Raw genomic sequence first — 24,760 nt, 5'->3', positions numbered from 1 at the left:
GCCCCCAGTCGCTCAAGGTGACTGGGGGCTTTTCATATTGGCCTCTGGTCAGCTCATCGCGGCAGCGAAGCTATGGACGAACTCTGCGTTATCGATTAATCGGTCATGGCTGGTCTCGATCAACACTGAGCGCTCGATCGTTGATTGCACGGCAACTTCCAGCATGCTCGCCTCAATCAATTGATGATGTACCCCAGTACGACTCAAGGTCGCCCACCAGCAACTTATCGGTGCCTTGATCGCCTTGAAGTCGGCATCGTGCAGGCGCTGCCCGAGAATGCGGTCAACCTCCCAGGAAATCTGCGCTTCGTGGCCACTGAGCAACTCATCCTTGAGCTCGCCAAAACGCGAGCCCAGGGTTTCCTCGGCCCAGTGGCTGAATGCAGTCCATTGCTCGCCTTCTGCAGCCTCTAAGCATTGCAGCTCGGACCAGTGGGCATGAATCTGCTGGGAGAACTCAGGGAACATCACCTCCAACAGTTCCACACGCCGTTCATTGGCAGAAATATCTCTTTCGTCAACCATCACCGCCGTATCCCAAAACGGCTTGACCCACTGCGGCGGGGATGCGTCGATCCAGCCAACACACTCGACCTGTCGGCCCGCCTGCTCCAGGCCATAGGCGACTTCCATCGCCAGGTTGCCCCCCAGCGACCAACCGGCCAAACGGAACGGACCCTCGGGCTGAGCCTTCAACAATTGCGTCGTGTAGTCCTCGACCATTGCAGCCCAGGCTGGCACCTCGCTGCCCTCCTCGGCCAAGGCGCGACACATCACCCCCATCACCGGCCTGTGCTCACGCAACGCAAGGGCAATCGCCTTGTAACAATGCACCGAGCCATAGCTGGGATGGAACAGGTACAACGGTGTTCCACGGCTTTGACTGTTGAGCCTCACGATCAACGAACTGCCAGCGCTTCCCTCAAGGCAAGCCGCCTGCCCTGCGACGCTCGGATTGAGCATCAACTGACTCACCGACAGCTCCACGCCAACAGCTTTGCGGATGCGCTCCTTGAGCATCAAGACCAGCAACGAATGCCCGCCCAACTCGAAGAAGTTATCTTCGACACTCACCTGCTCAAGCTCCAGGACTTCGCGCCAAATGGCTACAAGTGTTTGCTCCAGCGTATTGCGCGCTGCGACGAAGTGCCGTTCGTGCAAGTTTGAATCCGGCGCAGGCAATGCCTTGCGATCCAGTTTGCCGTTGGGGCTCAGTGGCATATGGTCCAGCAGTACCCACTGCGCAGGCACCATGTAGTCCGGCACATGTGCCAATAAATGAGTGCTCAGTGCATCACGCCAGGCGAGTGTCGAATCCTGCAGCACCACATACCCAACGAGATACTTGCCTTCATGCACTTGCACCGAGGCGTCGCGCGCCAGTGGATGCTCCAGCAAGCGCGCCTCGATCTCACCCAGCTCTATGCGCAAACCGCGTAGTTTTACTTGATGATCCAGGCGCCCAATGTATTCGATCACGCCATCCCTGCGCTGTCGCACCCGGTCGCCGGTACGATACAACCGCGTGCCAGGCTGGAACGGGCACGGTACAAACCGCTCTGCGGTCAGGCTGGGACGTCGATGGTAACTGCGTGCCAGCCCGACGCCCCCCAGGTACAACTCGCCCGCAACGCCCACCGCGACCGGCTGCAACTGCGCATCCAGCACGTAAGTGCGCAGATTGGAAATGGGTCTGCCAATCGGCACGCTGTCACGATGCTCATCGACGCACGTCCAGTGAGTCACATCAATCGCAGCCTCAGTCGGTCCATACAGGTTGAACAAGCCCGTATTCGGCAGCTCGGCGAATACGTGTTGCTGCACCCCCACCGGCAAGGCTTCGCCACTACAGATGATACGGCGCAACCCCTGACAGCTGGCCACCTGTGAATCCTGCAGGAATGCGTGCAGCATGGAAGGCACGAAATGCAGGGTGGTCACTTGGTGCCGATTGATCAACTCCACCAACTTCGATGGATCTCGATGATCTCCAGGAGCCGCTACCACCAGCCGTGCACCGGTCATCAAGGGCCAGAAAAACTCCCATACCGATACGTCAAAACTGAACGGTGTCTTTTGCAACACCGTATCTTCGGCGCCGAGCGTATAAGCCTGTTGCATCCATAGCAACCGATTGGTCAACGCACAGTGGCGGTTACCCGCCCCTTTCGGCTGGCCGGTGGAACCGGAGGTGTAAATGACGTAAGCGAGATTTTCCGCGTCTACGGCCACATCAGGATCGGTATCGGCATACTCGCTCAGCCAGTGATCGTCGGGCTCGACCACCAGACAGTGCGAGGGCGTGCTGACCGGTAAGGCCTGTAACAAATGCGCCTGCGTCAGCAGCAGCGGTACGTTGCTGTCTTGCAGCATGTAGGCCAGGCGTTCGCGCGGGTAGTCCGGGTCCAGCGGCACATAGGCGCCACCTGCCTTAAGCACAGCCAGAAGTGCTACCACCATTTCAATGGAGCGTTCCATCGCCACACCTACCAACACATCAGGCGCGACACCGGCCTGGATCAAGCGGTGCGCCAATCGATTGGCTCGTGCATTCAACTGCGTATAACTCAGTGTCTGAGCGCCAAACACCAAAGCCTGGGCATTCGGTGTGCGCCGCACTTGCGCTTCGATCTGCCTCTGCACGCTGTCTTCCAACCGATAATCCTGCGCCGTGTCGTTCCACTGCTCGACTATCACCTGATGCTCAAGCGGTTCCAACAGCGGTAGCTGAGCGACACGTTGGTGAGGGTCATCCAACATGGCCTGCAACAGGTTCTGCCAATGGCGCGCCATGCGATTGGGCGTGGCGGCATCGAACAGGTCGGTCGCATAAGTCAGGGTTGCCCATAGCCCATCGACGGTTTCCTGTGTGTCCAGGCTCAAATCGAACTGAGCGGTTTGCGTGCCCCACTCCAAGCCTTCAATCCTCAGGTCGGGTAGTTGCTGGCTCGTACTGGCTAGACGCGCTTGACTCTGATGATTGAAAAGCACCTGAAACAACGGATTGCGGCTCAAGCTGCGTTCAGGTTGCAGGGCTTCGACCAATTGCTCGAACGGCAAGTCCTGATGGCTTTGGGCGTCCAACGCCCGGTGCTTGGCCTGCTGCAACAGCTGGGTGACCGTCAGCTGCGCATCGAAATCGCCCTTTAGCACTTGGGTGTTGACGAAAAAACCTACCAGGCGCTCGGTTTCGACCCGGTTACGATTGGCAATAGGCACACCCACGCGAATATCCTGCTGCCCGCTGTAGCGGTGCAGTAGAGCCTGGAACGACGCCAACAAAACAATGAACAGCGTGACATCCTCACGCTGCGCCAGGGCCTTGAGCCCCTCCACTAATGCCGGTGCAAGCTTGATCTCCAGGCTTGCACCACGAAAGCTCTGCACCGAAGGTCGCGGCCGATCAAGGGGTAGCTCCAACACTGACGGCTCACCGCCAAGCAGAGCCTGCCAGTAACCCATTTGCCGATCGCGTTCACCACCCGTCATCCAGTCACGCTGCCACTGGGCATAGTCAGCATATTGAATCGGCAATGCCGGCAGTTGCAGGTCCTGGCCCTGGCTGTAGGCGGCATAAAGTTGCACCAACTCATCCACCATCACCTGCATTGACCAGCCATCGGAAACGATATGGTGCTGCACGAGCACCAACACATGGTCGTCTTCGGCCAGGCGCAACAAGGTTACGCGCAGCAACGGCCCTTGCTGCAGATCGAAAGGTTGCGCGATCTCGGTCTCTACCCGACGCTGCAGGTCCGCCTCATTGACCTGCTCATGAAGGATGGCCACAGTGCCGTTTTCACGGATTATCTGGAAGGCCTGCCCTTCGTCCTGATGTACCTGCGTTCGCAGGCTTTCATGACGGGCTACCAGACTGTCGAAACTGCGTTGCAAAGCCGCATGATCCAGCCAGCCACGCAAGCGCAAGGTGCTGGGTACATGGTAGGCCGCACTGTGCGGATCCAATTGCCAGAGAAACCACTGGCGCTCCTGGGCATAAGACAGCGCCAACGGCTGTTGACGGCTGACCGGCAGGATCTGAAGCACACTTGCCTGTGATTCATGGGAGTTGCACAGGGTCTCGACAAACCCCTGCAGTCGCGGTTGCTCAAACATTGTTCTGAGGGGTACTTCCCGACCCAACAGTTGACGCAGGCGCGAAATTACCTGCATCGCCAATAATGAATGCCCCCCCGATTCAAAAAAGTGATCGGCCAGACCGACACGCTCCACGCCCAGGATCTGGGCCCAGATGGCCGCCACCTGTTGCTCCAACTCGCTCTCGGGCGCCACATACACCTGCTGCATCTGACTCACATCCGGCAGCGGCAAGCCCTTGCGGTCGAGCTTGCCGTTGGGGGTCAGCGGCATACGCTCAAGGAACATCAAATGCGTCGGCACCATGTAGTCCGGCAAGCGGGTTTTCAAGGCGCGCCGCAAGGTTTCGCGACCGGTGGATTGAGCGACAGCATCATCCAGGAGCGTCGGGTCCAGTGGTACGACATAGGCCACCAGTTGCTTACCGGTCGGCCCCTCTTGGGCGACAACCACGGTTTCACCGACACTGGCTTGCTCACGCAAGCGCGCTTCGATTTCCCCCAGTTCGATACGGAAACCGCGGATCTTCACCTGATGATCGACACGCCCCAGGTAATCCACCACGCCATCCGGACGCCCGCGGGTCAGGTCGCCGCTGCGATACACGCGACTGCCAGGCTTGCCGAACGGGTCCGGCACGAAGCGTTCGGCGGTTAACGCCGGACGCTCCAGATAACCGCGGGCCACGCCCTCGCCGCCCAGGTACAACTCGCCGGCCACGCCGATGGGTTGCAGGTTCAGTTGCGCATCCAACACGTAGCCACTGCGGTTACCCAACAAGGTGCCGATCGGCGCATAGACGGCGCCACAGGGGTCGCCCTTGCGTGCCTTCCACAGCAGCGGCGTGACCACGGTTTCGGTCGGGCCGTAGCCGTTGAACAGGTATTTGGGTTTCAGCGCGCGCCACGCCAGGTCGTAGCTGGCTTGAGCCACGGCATCACCGCCAAAGCAGTACACCCGCACCGCCGGCGGGTTGCCGTCGCGCTCGGCATGTTCGGCCAACTGTTGCAGGTACACCGGTGGGAACACCGCCATGGTCACGTTATGGCGATGCATCTGCTCGTAGGTGTATTCCGGCAGCCACAGGCTGTCGTCACGGATCAACACGCTGGCGCCGTTGATCAGCGGGTGCATCCAGCCTTCGTGGGAGCCGTCGAAAGCAAACGACATGAAGTGCAATTCGCAATCGGCCGGTGAGGTTTCATAACGCTCGCCGGTGGCGATGATATGCGCCACCAACGGCCCATGAGCCACCGCCACGCCCTTGGGCAAACCGGTGGAACCGGAGGTGTAGATCACGTAGGCAAGGTTGTCGCCGTCCAGCGCCACATCCGGGGCCGCATCGCTGTAATCCGACCAGGCTTGCACCTGATCCACCGCCAAGGCTTCGAGGCCGTCCGGGATCGGCAACCGGTGTTGCACGGCCGAATGGGTCAACAGCAATTTCGAGCGGCTGTCTTGCATCATGTACAGCAGGCGATCACGTGGGTATTCGATATCCAGCGGCACATACACACCGCCGGCTTTCATCACCGCCAGGAACGCCACCATGATCTCGGCACTGCGCGGCATGGCGATAGCCACCCGCACTTCCGGGCCGACGCCACGGGCGATCAAGGCATGGGCCAGGCGGTTGGCCTGGCGATCCAGTTCGCCGTAAGTCAGGGTTTGAGCATCGAATTTCACCGCCACTGCGTCCGGGGTTTGCCGGGCGCGATCGCCGACCAATTCGTGCACCAGGCGCTCGGCCGAAAAGCCAGACTCCGTGCGGTTCCACAGTTGCAGGATCTGTTGTTGTTCGGTCGCGTCCAGCAGGCTTAACTGGCTGAGCTGCTGTCGTGGGTTGGCGACCATACCTTGCAGCAGGTTCTGCCAGTGACGCGCCATGCGTTGCACGGTGCTGGCTTCGAACAGGTCCTGGGCATAACCCAAGGTGGCCCATATACCTTCGGTGGACTCCTGAATGTCCAGGTCCAGGTCGAAATGTGCGGTCTTGCTGTCCCAGTCCAGCCCTTCTACCCGCAGCCCTGGCAGTTGGTGCTGAACCTGAGCCTGGCCGACGTCAGTCTGATGATTGAACATGACCTGGAACAGCGGGTTGTGGCTCAGGCTACGCTCAGGTTGCAGGGCTTCGACCAGTTGTTCGAACGGTAAATCCTGGTGGGCCTGGGCTTGCAGGGCGCGTTGCCGAACGTGCTGCAGCAACTGCTCGACACTCATCTGCCCATGCACATCGGCCTTGAGCACCTGGGTGTTGACGAAGAAACCAATCAAGCGCTCGGTCTCGCTGCGATTGCGGTTGGCAATCGGCACGCCGACACGTATTTCTTCCTGGCCGCTGTAGCGGTGCAACAAGGTCTGGAACGATGCCAGCAACAACATGAACAGGGTCACGCCCTGCTGTTGGGCCAAAGCCTTGAGCCCCTGAGTGAGTTCCGGCGTCAGCTCGAATGCCAGGCGTGCGCCGCGGTGGCTCTGCACAGCCGGGCGCTGGTGATCGAACGGTAACTCCAGCACGCTCTGCTCACCGCCCAACAGCTCACGCCAGTAGGCCAGTTGACGTTGCTTCTCACCGGCGTCCATCCAGCTGCGCTGCCATACGGCATAGTCGGCATACTGGATCGGCAGCGCCGGCAACTGCACGTCCTGGCCCTGGCTGTAACCGGCATACAACTGCACCAGTTCCTCGACCACCAACTGCATCGACCAACCATCGGAGACGATGTGATGTTGCACCAACACCAACACATGCTCGTCGGCGGCCAGGCGCAACAGCGTGACACGCAGCAACGGGCCTTCTTGCAGGTCGAACGGCTGGGCGATCAGCGCTTGCACCCTGGCGTTGAGCTGGGCTTCATCGGCATCGGCCTGGGTGATCGGCAAGGACATTGGCGGCTCAATCACTTGCACCGCGCCGTCGTGATCCTGGCGGATATGGGTGCGCAGGCTTTCATGACGCGCCAGCAAGCTATCGAAACTGCGTTGCAACGCAGCCAGGTCCAATTGCCCTTTCAGGCGCAGCGCGCTGGGAATGTGATACGCCGCACTGTGGGGTTCCAGTTGCCAGAGAAACCATTGTCGCTCCTGGGCGTAAGACAGCGGCAACGGCTGCACGCGCCCGGCCGACAGCAGGGCCGGCGCCGTTGGCGATGGGCTCTCCTGGGCTTGCATGGCCGCGACAAACGCCTCCAGCCGCGGGTGTTCGAACACGGCTTTGAGCGGCACTTCCAGGCTCAGCGTCTGGCGGATGCGTGACACCACCTGCATCGCCAGCAAGGAATGCCCGCCCAGTTCGAAGAAGTGCTGGTTCAAGCCCACCCGTTCGGCCCCCAGAATAGCCGCCCAGATCGCCGCCACCTGTTGTTGCAACGGGGTGACCGGCACCCGCCAATCCTGTTGTTCCACGCTGGCATCTGGCTTGGGCAGGGCCTGGCGATCCAGCTTGCCGTTGGGGTTGAGCGGCATGCGCTCGAGGAAGATCAGGTGCGCCGGCACCATGTAGTCCGGCAGGTGGTCGCGCAAGGTGGCCATCAGCTGTTCGCCCACCTCGGCGCGCTCGGTTTCAGACAGCGTCTGCGCAGGTACCAGGTAGGCCAGCAGTTGGTTGTCGGCAGCCAGCAACAGCGCTTCACGCACGCTGTCCTGGGCCAGCAGCACAGTTTCGATCTCACCCAGTTCTATGCGAAAACCACGGACCTTGACCTGGTGATCGACCCGCCCGACATACTCCACCACACCATCGGCGCGATAGCGCGCCAGGTCGCCGGTGCGGTACAGGCGCTCGCCGGATGGGCTGAACGGGTCAGCGACAAAGCGCTCGGCGGTCAGGCCCGGCCGCTGCAAATACGCACGGGCCAAGCCATTGGCGCTGGCGATATAGAGTTCACCCACGGCGCCCAGCGGTAGCAGGTTCAGGTCACGGTCCAGCACATACAGGCCACGCCCTGGTAGCGCCCGGCCAATGGGGCTGGCACCGCCGGCGCTGACGGCGCTCGGGTCAGTGCAGTCCAGCACGCTGGAAACCACGGTGGCCTCGGTAGGCCCGTAGGTATTGAGCAAGCGCACATGGCCGAGCCCGGCGCGCTGCCACAACAGCGGGCCGTCCAACGGCATGGCTTCGCCGCCGATATGGATCTGGCGCAAGGCACCATAGGTCCTTGGGCCTGCTGCCAGGCAATCTTGCAGGAACAGCTTCCAGTAGGCCGTGGGCAAGTCGGCCAGGGTAATGCCCTGGGCAATGATCTGCCGATACAGCTCGGCACCGTCCCACAACTGCGGGCCACGCAGTACCACGGTGGCACCAAGGGTCAGCGCCGGGTACAGCTGCTCGACGAAACCGTCGAAGTTCAAGGTGGCAAACTGCAACACTCGGTCCTGGGCAACCAACTGCGAGTAATCCGCCGCGATGCCAGCGAACTCACTCAGTGCTGCATGGCTGATGGCAACCCCCTTGGGCTTGCCTGTGGAGCCGGAGGTATAGATCACATACGCCAGGCCCTGGGGCTCGACCTCAACCGGCAAATTATCGTCGGCACGCAACGCCAACTGCGCCTGGACCCGGTCGATGTCCACCGCCAGCACCTGGGCCGGCAACGGCAGGCGCCCATGCAGGTGGGATTGGGTCAACACCAGGCCCACACCACTGTCCTCAAGCATATGCGCCAGGCGTTCGCGGGGGTACTCAGGGTCCAGCGGCACATAGGCCGCTCCTGTCTTGAGCACCGCGAGCAAGCTGACCACCATGGCAAAGGAGCGCTCCACGGCGATCCCCACCAGCCCTTGAGGGCCGACGCCCTGAGCCAGCAGATAATGCGCCAGGCGGTTGGCCTGACGGTTCAGTTCCCCATAGCTGAGGGTCTGCTCATCCAGGGCCAGGGCTTGACGTTCCGGCTGCTGATCAGCCTGGGCTTCAAACAGCCGGTGTACAGCCTCAAAGGGGGTGACACCGGCCGGGGTGTTCCAGTCCTGGAGCATCCTGTGTTGCTCAGCGGCGCTCGCCATCGGCAGTTCGCAGAGGCGGCTGCGGGGTGCACTCACCACCGCCTGCAGCAGGTGCTGCCAATGTTGCGCCAAGCGCTCGATGGTGGCGGCATCGAACAGGTCGGTGGCGTAGGTCAGCGCGGCCCAAAGCCCGTCGGCGGATTCATGGGTGTCCAGGCTCAGGTCAAAATGGGTGGTCTGGCTGTCCCAGTCCAGTTCCACCACACGCAGGCCCGGTAACTGCTGGCCTTCGCGGCCGCCTTGGGCATCGGTCTGGTGGTTGAACATCACCTGGAACAATGGGTTGTGGCTCAAGCTGCGCTCGGGCTGCAACGCCACCACCAGTTGTTCGAACGGCAGGTCCTGATGGGCCTGGGCCTCCAGGGCGCGGCGTTTGGTTTGTTGCAGCAGCTCGGCAAAGCTCATCTGCCCGTCAAGGTCAGCCTTGAGTACTTGGGTGTTGACGAAGAAGCCGATCAGCCGCTCGGTTTCGACGCGGTTACGGTTGGCGTTCGGCACGCCAATGCGGATATCCGACTGCCCGCTGTAGCGATACAACAGGGCTTGGAACGACGCCAGCAGTAGCATGAACGCGGTCACGCCCTCTTGCTGCGCCAGGCGCTTGAGGCCCGCCACCAACGTCGGTTGCAGATGCACCTGCAGGCTTGCACCGCGATGGCTTTGCTGCGCCGGGCGCGGGCGGTCCAGCGGCAATTCCAGCACCGGTTGCTCGCCGCCCAGCAGGGCCTGCCAATATGCGAGTTGGCGCGCCTGTTCCCCGGCTTCCATCCAGCCGCGTTGCCACAGCGCGTAGTCGGCGTACTGGATCGGCAGTTCCGGGAGTTGCAGGTCATGGCCCTGGCTATGGGCGGCGTAGAGCTGCACCAGTTCCTCCACCATCACCTGCATCGACCAGCCATCGGAGACGATGTGGTGCTGCACCATCACCAGCACATGCTCATCCTCGGCCAGTTGCAACAACGTCACACGCAACAACGGCGCCTGGTGCAAATCGAACGGCCGCGCCACTTCCTCTTCCACCCGCGCCATCAACTGCGCTTGGTCGACGTGCGCCTGCTGGATCTGCACCCGCGCCTGCGGTAGCACTGCCTGCCACAGACGTTCATCGTCCTCGACCAATTGCGTACGCAAGCTTTCATGCCGGGCCAGCAGGCTGTCGAAACTGCGTTGCAACGCTGCCAGGTCCAAGTGCCCGTGCAAACGCAGGGCGCCTGGGATGTGATAGGCGGTGCTGTCCTTGTCCAGTTGCCAAAGGAACCACTGGCGTTCCTGGGCGTAAGACAACGTCGGTGTGTCGCTGTCGTGGCGGGTCGGAGCAATCGGCAGTTGAGCGAAACTCATGCCCCGGCTTTGCAGGCGCTGGTAAAACTGCTGGCGCTGCTCCAGAGGCAAGCGAAGAAAGCGCGACACCAGGTCGATATTAGGGTTGGAAAGCATGGTTCAAATCGCCTCTAGTTCGCTCAAAAAGTCACGAAGGTCATCAAAATCTTCCACGCTGCCGGCGCGGAAAGTGGCTGCGGCCTGCACGTAGGCGCGCAGCGATTCAGTCTGGAACAGTTCCATCAACGGTACGTCCAGGCCGAGTTCGGCCTGCACCCGCGAGGTAATCTGGATCGCCAGCAAGGAGTGGCCACCGACATCAAAGAAGTTGTCGTTCAGGCCCACTTGCGGCAGGTGCAGGATGTCGGCCCAGATCGTGGCGATCTGCTGCTCAAGCTCGGTTTGCGGGGCCAGGTACTGCTGCTGCATCTGGCTCGCATCCGGCAGCGGCAAGCCCTTGCGGTCGAGCTTGCCGTTGGGGGTCAGCGGCATCTGCGCCAGGAATACGAAGTGGCTGGGCACCATATAGTCCGGTAGGTCGGCTTTCAGGGCACGACGCAGGGTGTCACGGAACTCAACCTGGTCGGCCAGGCTGGCGTCGGCCGGTACCACATAGGCCACCAGTTGTTTGCCGGTCGGCCCCTCCTGGGCCACCACCACGGTTTCACCGACACTGGTTTGCTCACGCAAGCGCGCTTCGATTTCCCCCAGTTCGATACGGAAACCGCGGATCTTCACCTGATGGTCCACACGCCCCAGGTAATCCACCACGCCATCCGGACGCCCACGGGTCAGGTCGCCGCTGCGATACACGCGACTGCCAGGCTTGCCGAACGGGTCCGGCACGAAACGCTCGGCAGTCAGTGCCGGGCGCTCCAGATAACCCCGGGCCACGCCCTCGCCGCCCAGGTACAACTCGCCGGCTACGCCGATGGGCTGCAGGTTCAGTTGCGCATCCAACACGTAGCCACTTCGGTTGCCCAACAAGGTGCCGATGGGCGCGTAGACAGCTCCGCAGGGGTCGCCCTTGCGTGCCTTCCACAGCAGCGGCGTGACCACGGTTTCCGTCGGGCCATAGCCGTTGAACAGGTACTTGGGTTTCAGCGCGCGCCACGCCAGGTCATAGCTGGCTTGAGCCACGGCATCACCACCGAAGCAGTACACCCGCACTGCCGGCGGGTTGCCGTCGCGCTCGGCATGTTCGGCCAACTGTTGCAGGTACACCGGTGGGAACACCGCCATGGTCACGTTGTGGCGATGCATTTGCTCGTAGGTGTATTCCGGCAGCCACAGGCTGTCATCACGGATCAACACGCTGGCGCCGTTGATCAGCGGGTGCATCCAGCCTTCGTGGGAGCCGTCGAAAGCGAACGACATGAAGTGCAGCTCGCAATCGGCCGGCGAGGTTTCATAGCGCTCGCCGGTAGCGATGATATGCGCCACCAACGGCCCGTGGGACACCGCCACGCCTTTGGGCAAACCGGTTGAACCGGAGGTGTAGATCACGTAGGCGAGGTTGTCGCCGTCCAGCGCCACATCCGGGGCCGTATCGCTGTAACCGGCCCATTCTTCGGTGCGATCAATCGCCAGGGTAGCCAGGCCCTCGGGAACTGGCAGTTGCTGCAGCGCCCGGCTGTGAGTCAGCAGCAGTTGCGCACGGCTGTCTTGCATCATGTACAGCAGGCGATCACGGGGGTATTCGATATCCAGCGGCACATACACGCCACCAGCTTTCATCACCGCCAGGAACGCCACCATGATCTCGGCACTGCGCGGCATGGCGATGGCCACCCGCACTTCCGCGCCGACGCCACGGGCGATCAGGGCACGGGCCAGGCGATTGGCCTGGCGATCCAGTTCACCGTAAGTCAGGGTTTGAGTATCGAATTTAACCGCCACTGCGTCCGGGCTTTTCCGGGCGCGATCGCCGACCAATTCATGCACTAGGCGCTCGGCTGAAAAACCGGCGTCGGCCTGATTCCACAGCTCAAGAATCTGCTGTTGCTCATCCTCGCCCAGCAAGCTCAATTGGCTGATGGGTTGCTGTGGGTCGACCACCATTGCCCGCAAGAGGTTCTGCCAATGCCCGGCCATGCGCTCGATGGTCGCCACGGCGAACAGATCGGTGGCATAACTCAGAGAGGCACGCAGGGCCGTCTGGCTTTCTTCCACATCCAGCGCCAGGTCGAACTGGGCCACGCCTTCGTCCAGATCCAGGACTTCGACGTGCAGGTCGGCCAGGCGATGCAGATGGCTGTCGGCAACGCTCACACGGTGGTTGAACAACACTTGGAACAACGGGCTCAGGCTAAGGCTGCGCTCCGGTTGCAATGCCTGCACAAGCTGTTCGAACGGCAGGTCCTGGTGAGCCTGGGCCTCCAGGGAGCGCTGACGCACCTGGTGCAGCAGTTGCTCGGTGCTCATTTGCCCGTGGATATCGGCCTTGAGCACTTGGGTGTTGACGAAGAAGCCGATCAACCCCTCGGTTTCCAGGCGATTGCGGTTGGCAATCGGCACGCCCACGCGCACATCTTCCTGGCCGCTGTAGCGATGCAGCAACGCCTGGTAAGACGCCAGCAGCAGCATCGGCAGCGTGACACCAGCGTGCTGCGCCAGTGCGCGCAAACTGCCCAACAACTCCGGATGCAACTCGATACCCAAGCGTGCGCCACGATGGCTTGGCTGTGCCGGGCGCGGCTGGTCGAACGGCAACTCCAGCACCGGTTGCTCGCCGCTCAACTGCTCGCGCCAGTAGGCCAGTTGACGCGCCTGCTCCCCCGCCTCCATCCAACCGCGCTGCCACACGGCATAATCGGCGTACTGGATCGGCAGCGCCGGCAATTGCACGTCCTGGCCTTGGCTGTTAGCGGCATACGCCTGCACCAACTCTTCGACCATCAACTGCATCGACCAGCCGTCAGAGACGATGTGATGCTGCACCAGCACGAGCACGTGGTCGTCCTCGGCCAGGCGCAGCAAGGTAACCCGCAGCAGCGGCCCACGCAGCAGGTCGAAAGGCTGGGCGACCACCTGCGCGACCCGCGCCTTGAGGCCGGCATAGTCGCTGTCGACCTGCTCGATATCGACCCGGCCCTGGGCGTCAACGACTTGAACTGCGCCGGTGGCGTCCTGACGGAAATACGTGCGCAGGCTTTCATGGCGAGCCAGCAAGCTATCAAAGCTCTCTTGCAGCGCGGTCAGGTCCAACGGCCCCTGCAAACGCAAGGCGCTGGGGATGTGATACGCGGCGCCGGCCGGGTCCAGTTGCCAGAGGAACCACTGGCGCTCCTGGGCATAAGACAGCGGCAGAGGCTGCGTGCGGTCGGCCTTGATCAACGCCGGCGCGGTGACGCCCTCCTCGCCCAAGGCCCGCACGAAATCACCCAGTAGCGGCTGTTCGAACAAGGCCTTGAGTGGGACTTCCAGCGCCAGGGCCTGACGCACCCGTGACACCACCCGCGTGGCCAGCAATGAATGCCCGCCCAACTCGAAGAAATGATCGTCGAGGCCCACCCGGGGCAATTCCAGTACCTCGGCCCAGATCGCCGCTACCTGCTGCTCACGCGGGGTGACGGGCGCTACATGGCCCTTGAGCGACAGGCTGGCATCCGGTTTGGGCAATGCCTTGCGGTCGAGCTTGCCGTTGGGGGTCAGCGGCAGGCTGTCGAGGAACAGCCACTGCGCGGGCACCATGTAGTCCGGCAAGCGCTCGCGCAGCGCGGTTTTATAGACCTGCGACGCCTGCGGCGCGGCGCTGACCAGGTAAGCGATCAGCCGGTCGTTATCGGCCAGCACCACGGCTTCGCGTACGCCGTCGAACTCACGCAAGCAGGCTTCGATTTCACCCAGCTCGATACGGAAACCCCGGACCTTGACCTGATGGTCGACGCGGCCGATGTATTCCACCACGCCGTCGGCCCGATAGCGTGCCAGGTCGCCGGTACGGTACAGGCGTTCGCCCGGAGCCCCAAACGGGTTGGGCACGAAGCGTTCGGCGGTCAGCGCCGGCTGCCCGTGGTAACCCCGCGCCAGGCCGACACCGCCGATCAGCAGCTCACCGGACACACCTTGGGGGCATGGCGTGAGACCGGCATTGAGGATGAACAAGCCGGTATTGGCGATGGGCCGTCCAACGAACGGCAATGCCTGATGCAAACGATGAGCCGCCGACCAGATGGTGGTTTCCGTCGGGCCATAGAGGTTCCACAGCGGGCCTTGCAGGTCGAGCATGCGCTGGGCCAAATCGACGGGCAGCGCTTCGCCACCGCACAGGCAGGCGATGCCACGCAGTGAATGAGCCCGTGGGCTGTCGAGCAACATGCGCCAGGTCGAAGGCGTGGCTTGCAGCACATTCGCCGCCTGACGCTGGGCCAGATCGAGGATCGCCTCGGGGTCGAGGGCCGTTGCCTGGGCGCTCAGCAACACGGTACCGCCGACACTCAGCGGCACATACAGCTCCAGGGCGAAGATGTCGAACGAGAAGGTGGTCAGCGACAACAGCCGCGCATCCTGGCCGATACTCAACGTGCCGGCCATGCCGCTGGTGAAGCTGCACAGCGCCTTGTGACGAACCATCACCCCTTTGGGCTTGCCAGTGGAGCCAGAGGTGTAGATCACGTAGGCCAGATGCTCCGGTGTCACGGCAACCTGGGGATTGTGCTGCGCTGTGCCGGCCTCCTCCACCATCAGCACCTGCACGCCGTGCGGCTGAGCCAGGTGCCCCAGCAGGTGCGGTTGCGTCAGCAATACCCGGGCGCGGCTGTCTTCAAGCATGTAGGCCAGGCGCTCTGCCGGGAATTGTGGGTCGAGCGGCACATAGGCGCCACCGGCCTTGAGGGTCGCGAGCAAGCCAACCACCATGTCCAGGGAACGCTCCACGTGCACCGCCACCAGCACGTCCGGGCCGACGCCCATGTCGATCAGACGATGGGCCAGCCGATTGGCGCGATGGTTGAGTTCGCCGTAGCTCAGGTGCTCGTCATTGAAGTGCAGCGCGATGGCTTCGGGTTGCGCCGCGGCCTGGGCCTCAAACAACTGGTGTACGCAGCGTTCGCGTGGGTAGTCGGTGTCGCTCCGATTCCAGTCGTGCACCATGTGCTGCCATTGCGACGGGCTGAGCATCGCCAGGTCGTCCAAGGCCACCGAGGCATCCTGCAGGACCGCGCGCAGCAGGTTTTGCCAATGCTCGGCCAAGCGCTCCACGGTCGCCGCGTCAAACAGATCCGTGGCGTAAGTCAGCGAGGCCCAGAGACCGTCCACCGATTCCTCGGTTTCCAGGTTCAGGTCGAACTGCGTGCTGTGGCCGGCCCAATCCACCGGCTGCAAAGCCAGGCCGGACAATTGCACCGGGGCTGAACGCAGGCTGTCCTGATGGTTGAACATCACCTGGAACAGCGGGTTATGGCTCAGGCTGCGCTCGGGCTGCAACACTTGCACGAGCTGCTCGAACGGCAGGTCCTGATGGGCCTGCGCCTCCAGGGCACGCTGCTTGACCTGGGCCAGCAACTGGTCGAACGGCATCTGCCCGTGCACGTCAGCTTGCAGCACCTGGGTGTTGACGAAAAAGCCCAGCAGTCGCTCGGTTTCGAAGCGATTACGGTTGGCGACCGGTACGCCGACACGCACCTGTGCCTGGCCGCTGTAGCGGTGCAGCAAGGTCTGGAACGAGGCCAGCAACAGCATGAACAGCGTCACGTCCTGACGCTGGGCCAGGGTCTTGAGTTCAGTCAGCAGCGCACGCTCCAGATGAATCTGGCGGCGCGCGCCACGATGGCTCTGCACTGCGGGGCGTGGATGGTCCAGGGGCAGGTCCAGCAACGAATGCTCGCGCCCCAGACGAGCGCACCAGTAATCGAGCTGGCGTTGTTGTTCCCCAGCCGCCATCCAGTCGCGCTGCCACTGGGCGTAGTCGGCGTACTGGATCGGCAAGGCCGGCAACCCTGCGTCGCCTTGGTACAGCGCCACCCACTCGTCGATCATCACTTGCATCGACCAGCCGTCAGAGATGATGTGGTGCTGGGTGATGACCAGCACATGGTGATCAGGCGCGACGATCAGCAACTTGACGCGCATCAGCGGGCCGTTGCGCAGGTCGAACGGGCGCTGGATCTCTTCGGTGACAGCCTGCTCGATAGCGCCGGCGTCGACCTCTTGTTGTTCAACCGGCACTGCCAGGCCTGGGTGGATGACTTGCACGGTGTGCTCGCCCGCCTCCACAAAGGTGGTGCGCAGCGGTTCATGGCGCTGCACCAGGGCCTCGACGGCGCGCTCCAGCGCCGCGATGTCGAGTTCACCGCGCAGGTGCAAGGCGGTGGGCACATGATAGGCCGCGCTGGTGGGATCCAATTGCCAGAGAAACCACTGCCGCTCCTGGGCAAAGGACAACGCCAGCGGCTGCTCACGGCCAACCGCCTGCATCACAGGCGCGGTATCGGCCTGCACGCCTGCGCACGCCGCTGCGAAAGCGGCCAGCGTCGGCTGCTCGAACAGGGCCCGCAACGGCACTTCCAGCTTGAGATCGTGGCGCACCCGGGAGATCACTTGGGTGGCCAGCAAGGAATGGCCGCCGCGTTCGAAGAAGTGATCTTCCAGGCCAACCTGCTCGACCTGCAACACTGCTTGCCAGATCGCCGCCAACTGGATTTGCAATGGACTTTGCGGCGCCACGTAGGCGGCGCTGGCCTGGTTCAGGTCGGGTGTGGGCAGCGCACGGCGGTCGAGCTTGCCGTTGTGGTTCAACGGCAAGGCATCGAGGAACACCCAATGGCCCGGCACCATGTAGTCCGGCAACGTCTGGCGCAAGCGCGCCGCCAGTGCCTGTGCCTCCAGCGCTTGGCCTTCGGCGGGCACCACGTACGCCACCAACTGCACGCCGGTCGCGCTCGGCTGCGCAAGCACGGCGGCTTCCCGCACGTTGGGCAAGGCTTGCAGGCTGGCTTCGATTTCGCCCATTTCGATACGCAGGCCACGAATTTTCACTTGATGGTCGATACGCCCGACGTACTCCAGCGCACCCGCCGGGTTATACCGGGCCAGGTCGCCACTTCGATAAAGCCGCGCACCGGGCGTGGCGCAAAACGGGTCCGGCAAGAAGCGCTCGGCGGTCAGCGCCGGGCGGTCGAAATAGCGTTGCGCCAAGCCAACCTCGGCACCAATGCACAGCTCGCCCACGCCATCGGTGGCCAACAGTTCGAAACCGCTGTCGAGTACATACAGGCCGCGCCCGGCAATCGCCTGCCCGATTGGCACGCCGTAGGCGTCGTTGGCATCGGCCAATTGGCACTCATGCACGCTGGAGACCACCGTGGCTTCGGTCGGCCCGTAGGTGTTGACCAGGCGCACATTGCCCAAGCCCGCGGCGTACCACGCACGCACGCCCTCCACTGACATGGCTTCACCGCCCACATGCACCTGGCGCAGCTTGCCCAGGGAGCGACGGTGCTCGGCGCACTCTTGCGCCAACAGGTACCAGTAGGCGGCGGGCAAATCGGCCAGGGTCACGCCCTGCTCGACAATCTCTTGCGCCAGTTGCCCGGCATCCCAGAGTTCATCGCCACGCATGATCAACGCCGCGCCCGCACACAGGGGCGGGAAGCACTGTTCGACAAAACCATCGAAACTGAAGGTCGCAAACTGCAACACGCGGTCTTCGGCGCTCAGTCGGCTGTACAGCGTGGCGCTGTCACAAAACTGGCCGAGGGCGGCATGGTCGATGGCCACGCCCTTGGGCTGGCCGGTGGAGCCAGAGGTGTAGATCACATAGGCCAGGTCAGCCGCCGCCGCGTGATTGGGCGGATTGGTCGTCGGGTAGCCGGTCAGTTCGTCGCCACTGGTGCTGAAATCCACGCGGGTCAGGCCGCGGGGCAAAGGCAAGTCGGCGAGCAAGCCGGTTTCGCTGAGCAACACGTCCAGGCGGCTGTCGGCGAGCATATAGGCCAAACGTTCCGCTGGGTATTCAGGGTCCAGCGGTACGTAGGCCGCCCCGCTTTTGAGCACTGCCAGCAGGCTGACGATCAACTGCGGGCCACGCCGCGAAGCCAGGCCCACCCGTTGGCCGGGGCCGACGCCAAGCGCCAACAAGCGATGGGCCAGGCGGTTGGCACGCTGGTTCAACTGGGCGTAGCTCAAGCTGGCATCACCGGCCTGTACAGCCAGGGCGTCTGGCGTCGCCTCGGCCTGGGCTGCAATACGCTGGTGCACGCGTTCGTTGGTCTGGGGCGCTGCGGCTGAGCGGCTCAGAGCGAGCATCTGCCGTTGCGCAGGGGCGTCGAGAAGACGCAGGTTGCCCAGCGGCATGTGAGCGTCTGCGAGCAATTGCGCCAGCAGGTGTTGCAGGTTGGCGCTCAACTGCGCCACGTGCGCCTCGCTGAACTGGGCACGGTCATAACTGAATTCCAGGCGCAGGCTGGCGCCCAGTTCGATGCCCAGGGTTAATGGGTAGTGCGTGCGCTCATGGTTGTGCAGGCGACCGAAAGTCAGGCCGGCCGGCGCGCCTTGCTTGAGCGCCTCGGCGACCGGGAAGTTCTCGAACACCAGCAAGGTGTCGAACAGCGCGCCTTGCTGGCCGGCCCAGCCCTGGATGTCGTAGAGCGGCACATGTTCATGGTCGCGCAGGCTGAGGTTGAGCGCTTGCAGTTCGCTGAGCCACGTCGCGGCCGACTGGGCTGGCGAGGCTGCGCTGATGATCGGCAAGGTGTTGATGAACAGGCCTAGTTGCTGCTCGATCCCCGGCAGCGGTGCGGAACGCCCGGCCACGGTGGCACCGAAGGCGACGCAGTCCTGGCCGGTGTAGCGTTGCAGCAACAGGCTCCAAGCCCCTTGCAGCAGGGTATTGAGGGTGACTTTGTGCTGGCGTGCGAACTCGCCGAGGCGGCGGGTAAAGTCGCTCTCCAGTGCTACGTGATGGTCAGCCATGCCCACCCCGACTACCGGCGTGCGCAGCGCTTGCGCCAGCAGAGTCGGCGCCGGCAATGCCGCCAGGGCTGTTTTCCAGAACGCTTCGCCCGAGGACTGTTGTTGCAGCCAGGCGAGGTAATCGCGGAACTGCCCGAGCGGCGCCGGCACTGCCTGCCCCGCATAGTGAGCGATGACTTCACCGAGCAACTGCGCGTTACTCCAGCCGTCCATGAGGATGTGGTGGCTGGTGAAGATAAAGTGCCAGGCCGCACCGGCACCGCGCACCAGCGTCAGGCGAAACAGCGGCGCGGCATTCAGGGCAAAACCGCGTTCGCGTTCGGCCTGGGCCAGGGTGTCGAAATCGGCGTCGGGGTCTTCGATCACTTGCAGTTGCAGGTCGACCTGGCGCTGGATCAGCTGATGAGCACTGTCCAGGCCCAGCCAATGGAAGCTGCTGCGCAGGATGTCGTGACGATCCAGCGCAGCCTGCCAGGCACGCCCGAAGGCGAGCAAATCAAGGCCCTCGATGTCGAGGCGTAACTGGTTGATGTAGGCCTGGGCCTCGGGTTCCAACAGGGTGTGGAACAGCATGCCTTGCTGCATCGGCGACAGCGGACAAAGGTCGGCAATCGCCGGCCCGGCTACGGGCAAGGCATCCAGCTGCTGCTGGGTGACGCGTGCCAGCGGGAAATCCGACGGGCTCACCTGGCCTGCCGGCGTGGCACAGCAATGCTCGATCAACGCCTTGAGTTCGGCTGCGTACTCATCCGCCAACCGCTGCACAGTCGCCGCCTCGAACATCTCCCGACTGAACCCCCATTGCAACGACAACTCGCCGCCATACACCTGACCCTCCAGCGTCAACCAGTTGGCCAGCGGCGCCTCTGGATCCTGGGCCTGGCCACTGCCCTGACTGGCCGGCACGAACAGTGCCGACTCGTTGAACTGACGGTCGAACTGGCCCAGGTAGTTGAAGGTGATGCGCGGCGCGGTAAGGTTCGCCAGGCTTTCCTGCGCGTGTGGCGCGCCCAGGTAGCGCAACAGGCCGTAACCCAGGCCTTTGTCGGGCACGGCGCGCAGTTGTTCCTTGACCGCTTTGATCGCCTCGGGCAACTCGCCTTTGGCATGCAGGCGCACCGGGTACAGGCTGGTGAACCAGCCGACGGTGCGACTCAGGTCGATGTCGTCGAAGAGGTCTTCGCGACCATGGCCTTCCAATTGAATGAGCGCAGCAGGTTGCTCGCTCCAACGGCTGATCACCCGCGCCAGGGCGGTCAACAGCAGGTCGTTGACCTGGGTGCGATAGGCCGCTGGCGCGTCTTGCAGCAGTCGGCGGGTGTGCTCGACGTCGAGGCGTGTTTCCAGCTTGGCACCCAGGCGGTTTTGCAGGCCGCCTTCGGGGTGATCACACGGCAGTTCGGCGTCGATGGATTGGGCTTGCCAGTACGACAGTTGCTCCTCGACGGTCTGCGCGTGGCGGTGCAGCTGTTGCGCCCAGCGCTGGTAGGCACTGGTTTTTGCCGGCAGCACCTGTTCTCGGTAAGCCTGTTGCAAGTCTTCAAGCAGGATGCGCCAAGACACGCCATCCACCACCAAGTGATGGATCACCAGCAGCAGACGTTGGCTGCCATCGGCCCAATTCACCAACGCGGCGCGCAGCAGCGGGCCTTGGGCAAGGTCAAGGCTGCGCTGGGCTTCATCACACAACACCGCCAGTTCAGCGTCGGTGCTGGCCTGGCATTGCCACAACAGCGATTCGCTGACATCGGCGGCATGGCTCTGCTGCCAGCCGTCAGCCTGCTGCACAAAGCGCAGGCGCAGAGCGTCGTGATGCTGGATCAACCGCGCCAGCGCGGCCTCCAACCGTGCAGGCTCAAGCACCTCACCGGGCACCAGCAACAAAGATTGATTCCAGTGATGCCGCGCCGGGATCGGTTGGGCGAAAAAACTGTGTTGCACGGGCGTCAGCATCACCTCGCCACTGACCGGGCCCTGGTCGATCAGGCTGACCTGCTCGAAGCGCGCCACCAGGGCCAGGCTGCGGATGCTCTGGTACTGGAACAGGTCACGCGGGCTCAGGCGAATGCCGGCCTGACGGGCGCGGCTGACCACCTGGATGGAGATGATCGAATCGCCGCCCAGCTCGAAAAAGTTATCGTCCTGGCCGACCTGCTCAACGCCCAGCACGTCGCTCCAGATGGCAGCCAGGGCTGTTTGCAGGTCGCCTTGGGGGGCGACAAATGCCTGCGGCTGAGCCGCATCCGGCGCTGGCAACGCCTTGCGGTCGAGCTTGCCGTTGGCGGTCACCGGCAGCTTGGGCAGCGCAATGAAATGCGTCGGCACCATGTATTCCGGCAAGCTGCCGAGCAACCAGGCCTTGAGGTCCGTTGGCGCCTCGCCTGCGTGCACCAGATAGGCGATCAACTGCTTGCCGCCCTGTACCAGTACCACGGCTTCGCGCACGTGTGGATGCTGCATCAGGCGTGCTTCGATTTCGCCCAGCTCGATACGCAAGCCGCGCAATTTGACCTGATGATCGAGGCGGCCGAGGTATTCGATCACCCCATCGGCGCGTTGGCGCACGCGGTCACCGGTGCGATACAGGCGCTCGCCCGTCACGAACGGGCTGGGCACGAAACGTTCGGCGGTCAGCGCCGGGCGCCGATGGTAACTGCGCGCCAGGCCAACGCCGCCCAGGTAGAGTTCGCCACTGACACCGGCCGGCACCGGGTTGAGTTGTGCGTCCAGCACGTAGGTGCCGAGGTTGGCGATCGGGCGGCCGATGGGCACGCTGTCGGCGCCTTCGTCGATGCAGGTCCAGTGCGTGACGTCGATGGCCGCCTCGGTCGGGCCATAGAGGTTGTACAGCGCCGCAGCGGGCAACTTGGCGAACACTTGCTGTTGCGCATCCAGGGGCAAGGCTTCGCCGCTGCACACAATGCGCGCGAGGCTCGCGCACGCCTGTACGCCCGGCTCATGGATGAACGCCTGCAGCATCGACGGCACGAAGTGCAAGGTGGTGATGGCGTGCCGACCAATGGTGTCGATCAGGCGCGCCGGTTCACGGTGCTCCCCAGGCGCCGCGACCACCATGCGGGCGCCGGTCATCAGTGGCCAGAAGAACTCCCACACCGACACGTCGAAGCTGAACGGGGTTTTCTGCAACACCGCGTCGTTGGCACCCAGGCCATACGCCTGTTGCATCCAGCTCAAGCGGTTGACCAAGGCGCGATGGCTATTGCCGGCGCCTTTGGGCTTGCCGGTGGAGCCCGAGGTGTAGATCACGTAGGCCAGGTTAAGGGCATGCAAGGCCACGTTCGGCGATTCGCTGCTGTAGCCGTCGAGCCATAGCGCCGGCTGGTCCAGGGCAATCAACTGGATACCGGCGACGGGCAGCGACGCCAGCAGGCTCTGCTGGCTGAGCAGCAGTTGTATGCCGCTGTCTTCGATCATGTAGGCCAGGCGTTCCTGGGGATACTCAGGGTCGAGAGGCACGTAGGCGCCACCGGCCTTGAGAATCGCCAGCAGGCCAACCACCATTTCGATGGAGCGCTCGATGCAGATACCCACCAGCACGTCGGGCCCCACGCCCTGCTCGCCCAGGGCATGGGCCAACTGGTTGGCGCGCGCATCCAGTTGGGCGTAGGTCAAGGTGGTGGTACCGAACACCAGTGCCGGTGCATCGGGGCTGCGCCGCGCCTGGTCTTCGATCAGGTGATGAATCCCGCGCTCGGTCGGGTACGCCTCGGTGGTCTGGTTCCAGCTGTGGACCAGCCGTTGCTGTTCAGCCGCGTCAAGCATGGGCAATTCGCCAATGCGCTGTTCGCCATCGAGCACCATGGCTTGCAACAGGCTGATCCAATGCCGGGCCATGCGCTCGATGGTGGGCGTATCGAACAAGTCATTGGCGTAGGTCAGCGCGGCATGCAGGGTGCCGGACTTTTCATAGGTGTCCAGGGTCAGGTCGAACTGGGTGGTGCGGCCTTGCCATTCCACCAGGGCCAATTCCAGCCCCGATGCGGTGCTGACCGAGGCGATGTCGGCGACGACCGGCTGATGGTTATACATCACCTGGAACAGCGGCGTGTGGCTCAGGCTGCGCTCGATTTTCAGCGCTTCCACCAGCCGTTCGAAGGGCAACTCCTGATGGGCCTGGGCGCCCAGAGCATGCTCCTTGATACCTTGCAGCAACTCGGCAACCCGGGTTTGCCCGGTCAGTTCGGTGCGCAACACCTGGGTGTTGACGAAGAACCCGATCAGCCCCTCGACTTCGGTGCGATTGCGATTGGCAATCGGCACACCGACACGGATGTCGCCCTGGCCGGTATAGCGGTGCAACAGCACATTGAAGGCACCGAGCAGCAGCATGAACAGGGTAACGTTGTGTTTTTGCGCGCAACTGCGCAGTTGCGCGGCCAGTGCCGGCGCAATCGCGAAGTTATGCCGTGTGCCCTGGTAGCTGGGCATGGCCGGGCGCGGGTGGTCGGTGGGCAGCTCCAGGACCGGATGTTCATCGCCCAGGCGAGCCTGCCAATATTCCAATTGGCGCGCCTGCTCGCCCGCTTCCAGCCAGCGGCGCTGCCACAGGGCGTAATCACTGTACTGGATGGGCAGCGCTGGCAGTTGGGGCGCTTCGTTGCGCTCATGGGCGTCATAGCAACGGATGAATTCGTCGATCAGCACGTTCATCGACCAACCGTCGGAGACGATGTGGTGCAGGGTCAGCAGCAGCACGTGTTCCTGCTCGGCAAGCTTGAGCAGTTGCACGCGCAGCAATGGGCCGTGTTCCAGGTCGAACGGCAACAGCGATTGACGGGTGGCGGCGGCGTTGACGGCCTGCTCACGCGCATCAAAGGCCAAGGCGGTGAAGTCCAGGTGCTCGACGGTCACCGACGGCTCCACCGCCACCTGCGCCAGCCGCTCATCAGCCTGACGCTGGAACACCGTGCGCAGGGTTTCGTGACGCGCCACCAGGCTGGCGAACGCTTGCTCCAGCGCTGGCAGGCTCAGCGCCCCCCTCAAGCGCACTGCGCCAGGCAAATTGTAGGCGCCGCTGGCCGGGTCCAACTGCCATAGAAACCACATGCGCTGCTGCGCGTAGGACAGCGCCTGGCGGTCCTCCACCTCCACCCCTGCCGGAATCGGAAACCTTGAAAAATCCACGCCTTCTTTCTGCAAGGCTTGCAGGAACAGTTGGCGTTTTTCCAGAGGCAGCCCGATAAACCGGCGAGCAAGTTTCAAGGAGTCTTCAGCATTCATTTCTTGGAATCCGGGGCAATAGGCGGGAAGCACAAAGGCACGTCGTCCCTATAAAACGAACCGGGCGGGGAAAAATTAGCGGGGGAATGGGGGGCGCCGCACAGGCTGTCATCGGGGGTTACATCAATCCCCGCGAAGCCGCACGAAGCTGAGCTAGCATTGACGAACACCACTTTTTGCAACTACA

Annotated in this window: 2 protein-coding genes; both read right to left on the bottom strand. The window is 63.1% G+C overall.

From position 1 onward, the window contains the following. Positions 1-48: 48 nt before the first annotated feature. Positions 49-10,536, bottom strand: a complete 10,488-nt coding sequence (locus MHH62_RS01245; protein ID WP_339232267.1) for an amino acid adenylation domain-containing protein — start codon at positions 10,534-10,536, stop codon at positions 49-51. Positions 10,537-10,539: 3 nt separating this feature from the next. Next, the gene (locus tag MHH62_RS01240) at positions 10,540-24,573 is read right to left on the bottom strand and encodes a non-ribosomal peptide synthase/polyketide synthase (RefSeq protein ID WP_339232266.1); all 14,034 of its coding nucleotides are present in this window, start codon (positions 24,571-24,573) and stop codon (positions 10,540-10,542) included. Positions 24,574-24,760: the final 187 nt, after the last annotated feature.

The organism is Pseudomonas sp. FSL L8-0168, assembly GCF_037976155.1.
In the GTDB taxonomy this organism is placed as follows: domain Bacteria; phylum Pseudomonadota; class Gammaproteobacteria; order Pseudomonadales; family Pseudomonadaceae; genus Aquipseudomonas; species Aquipseudomonas paracarnis.
This window is presented reverse-complemented; position numbering and strand designations above follow the sequence as displayed.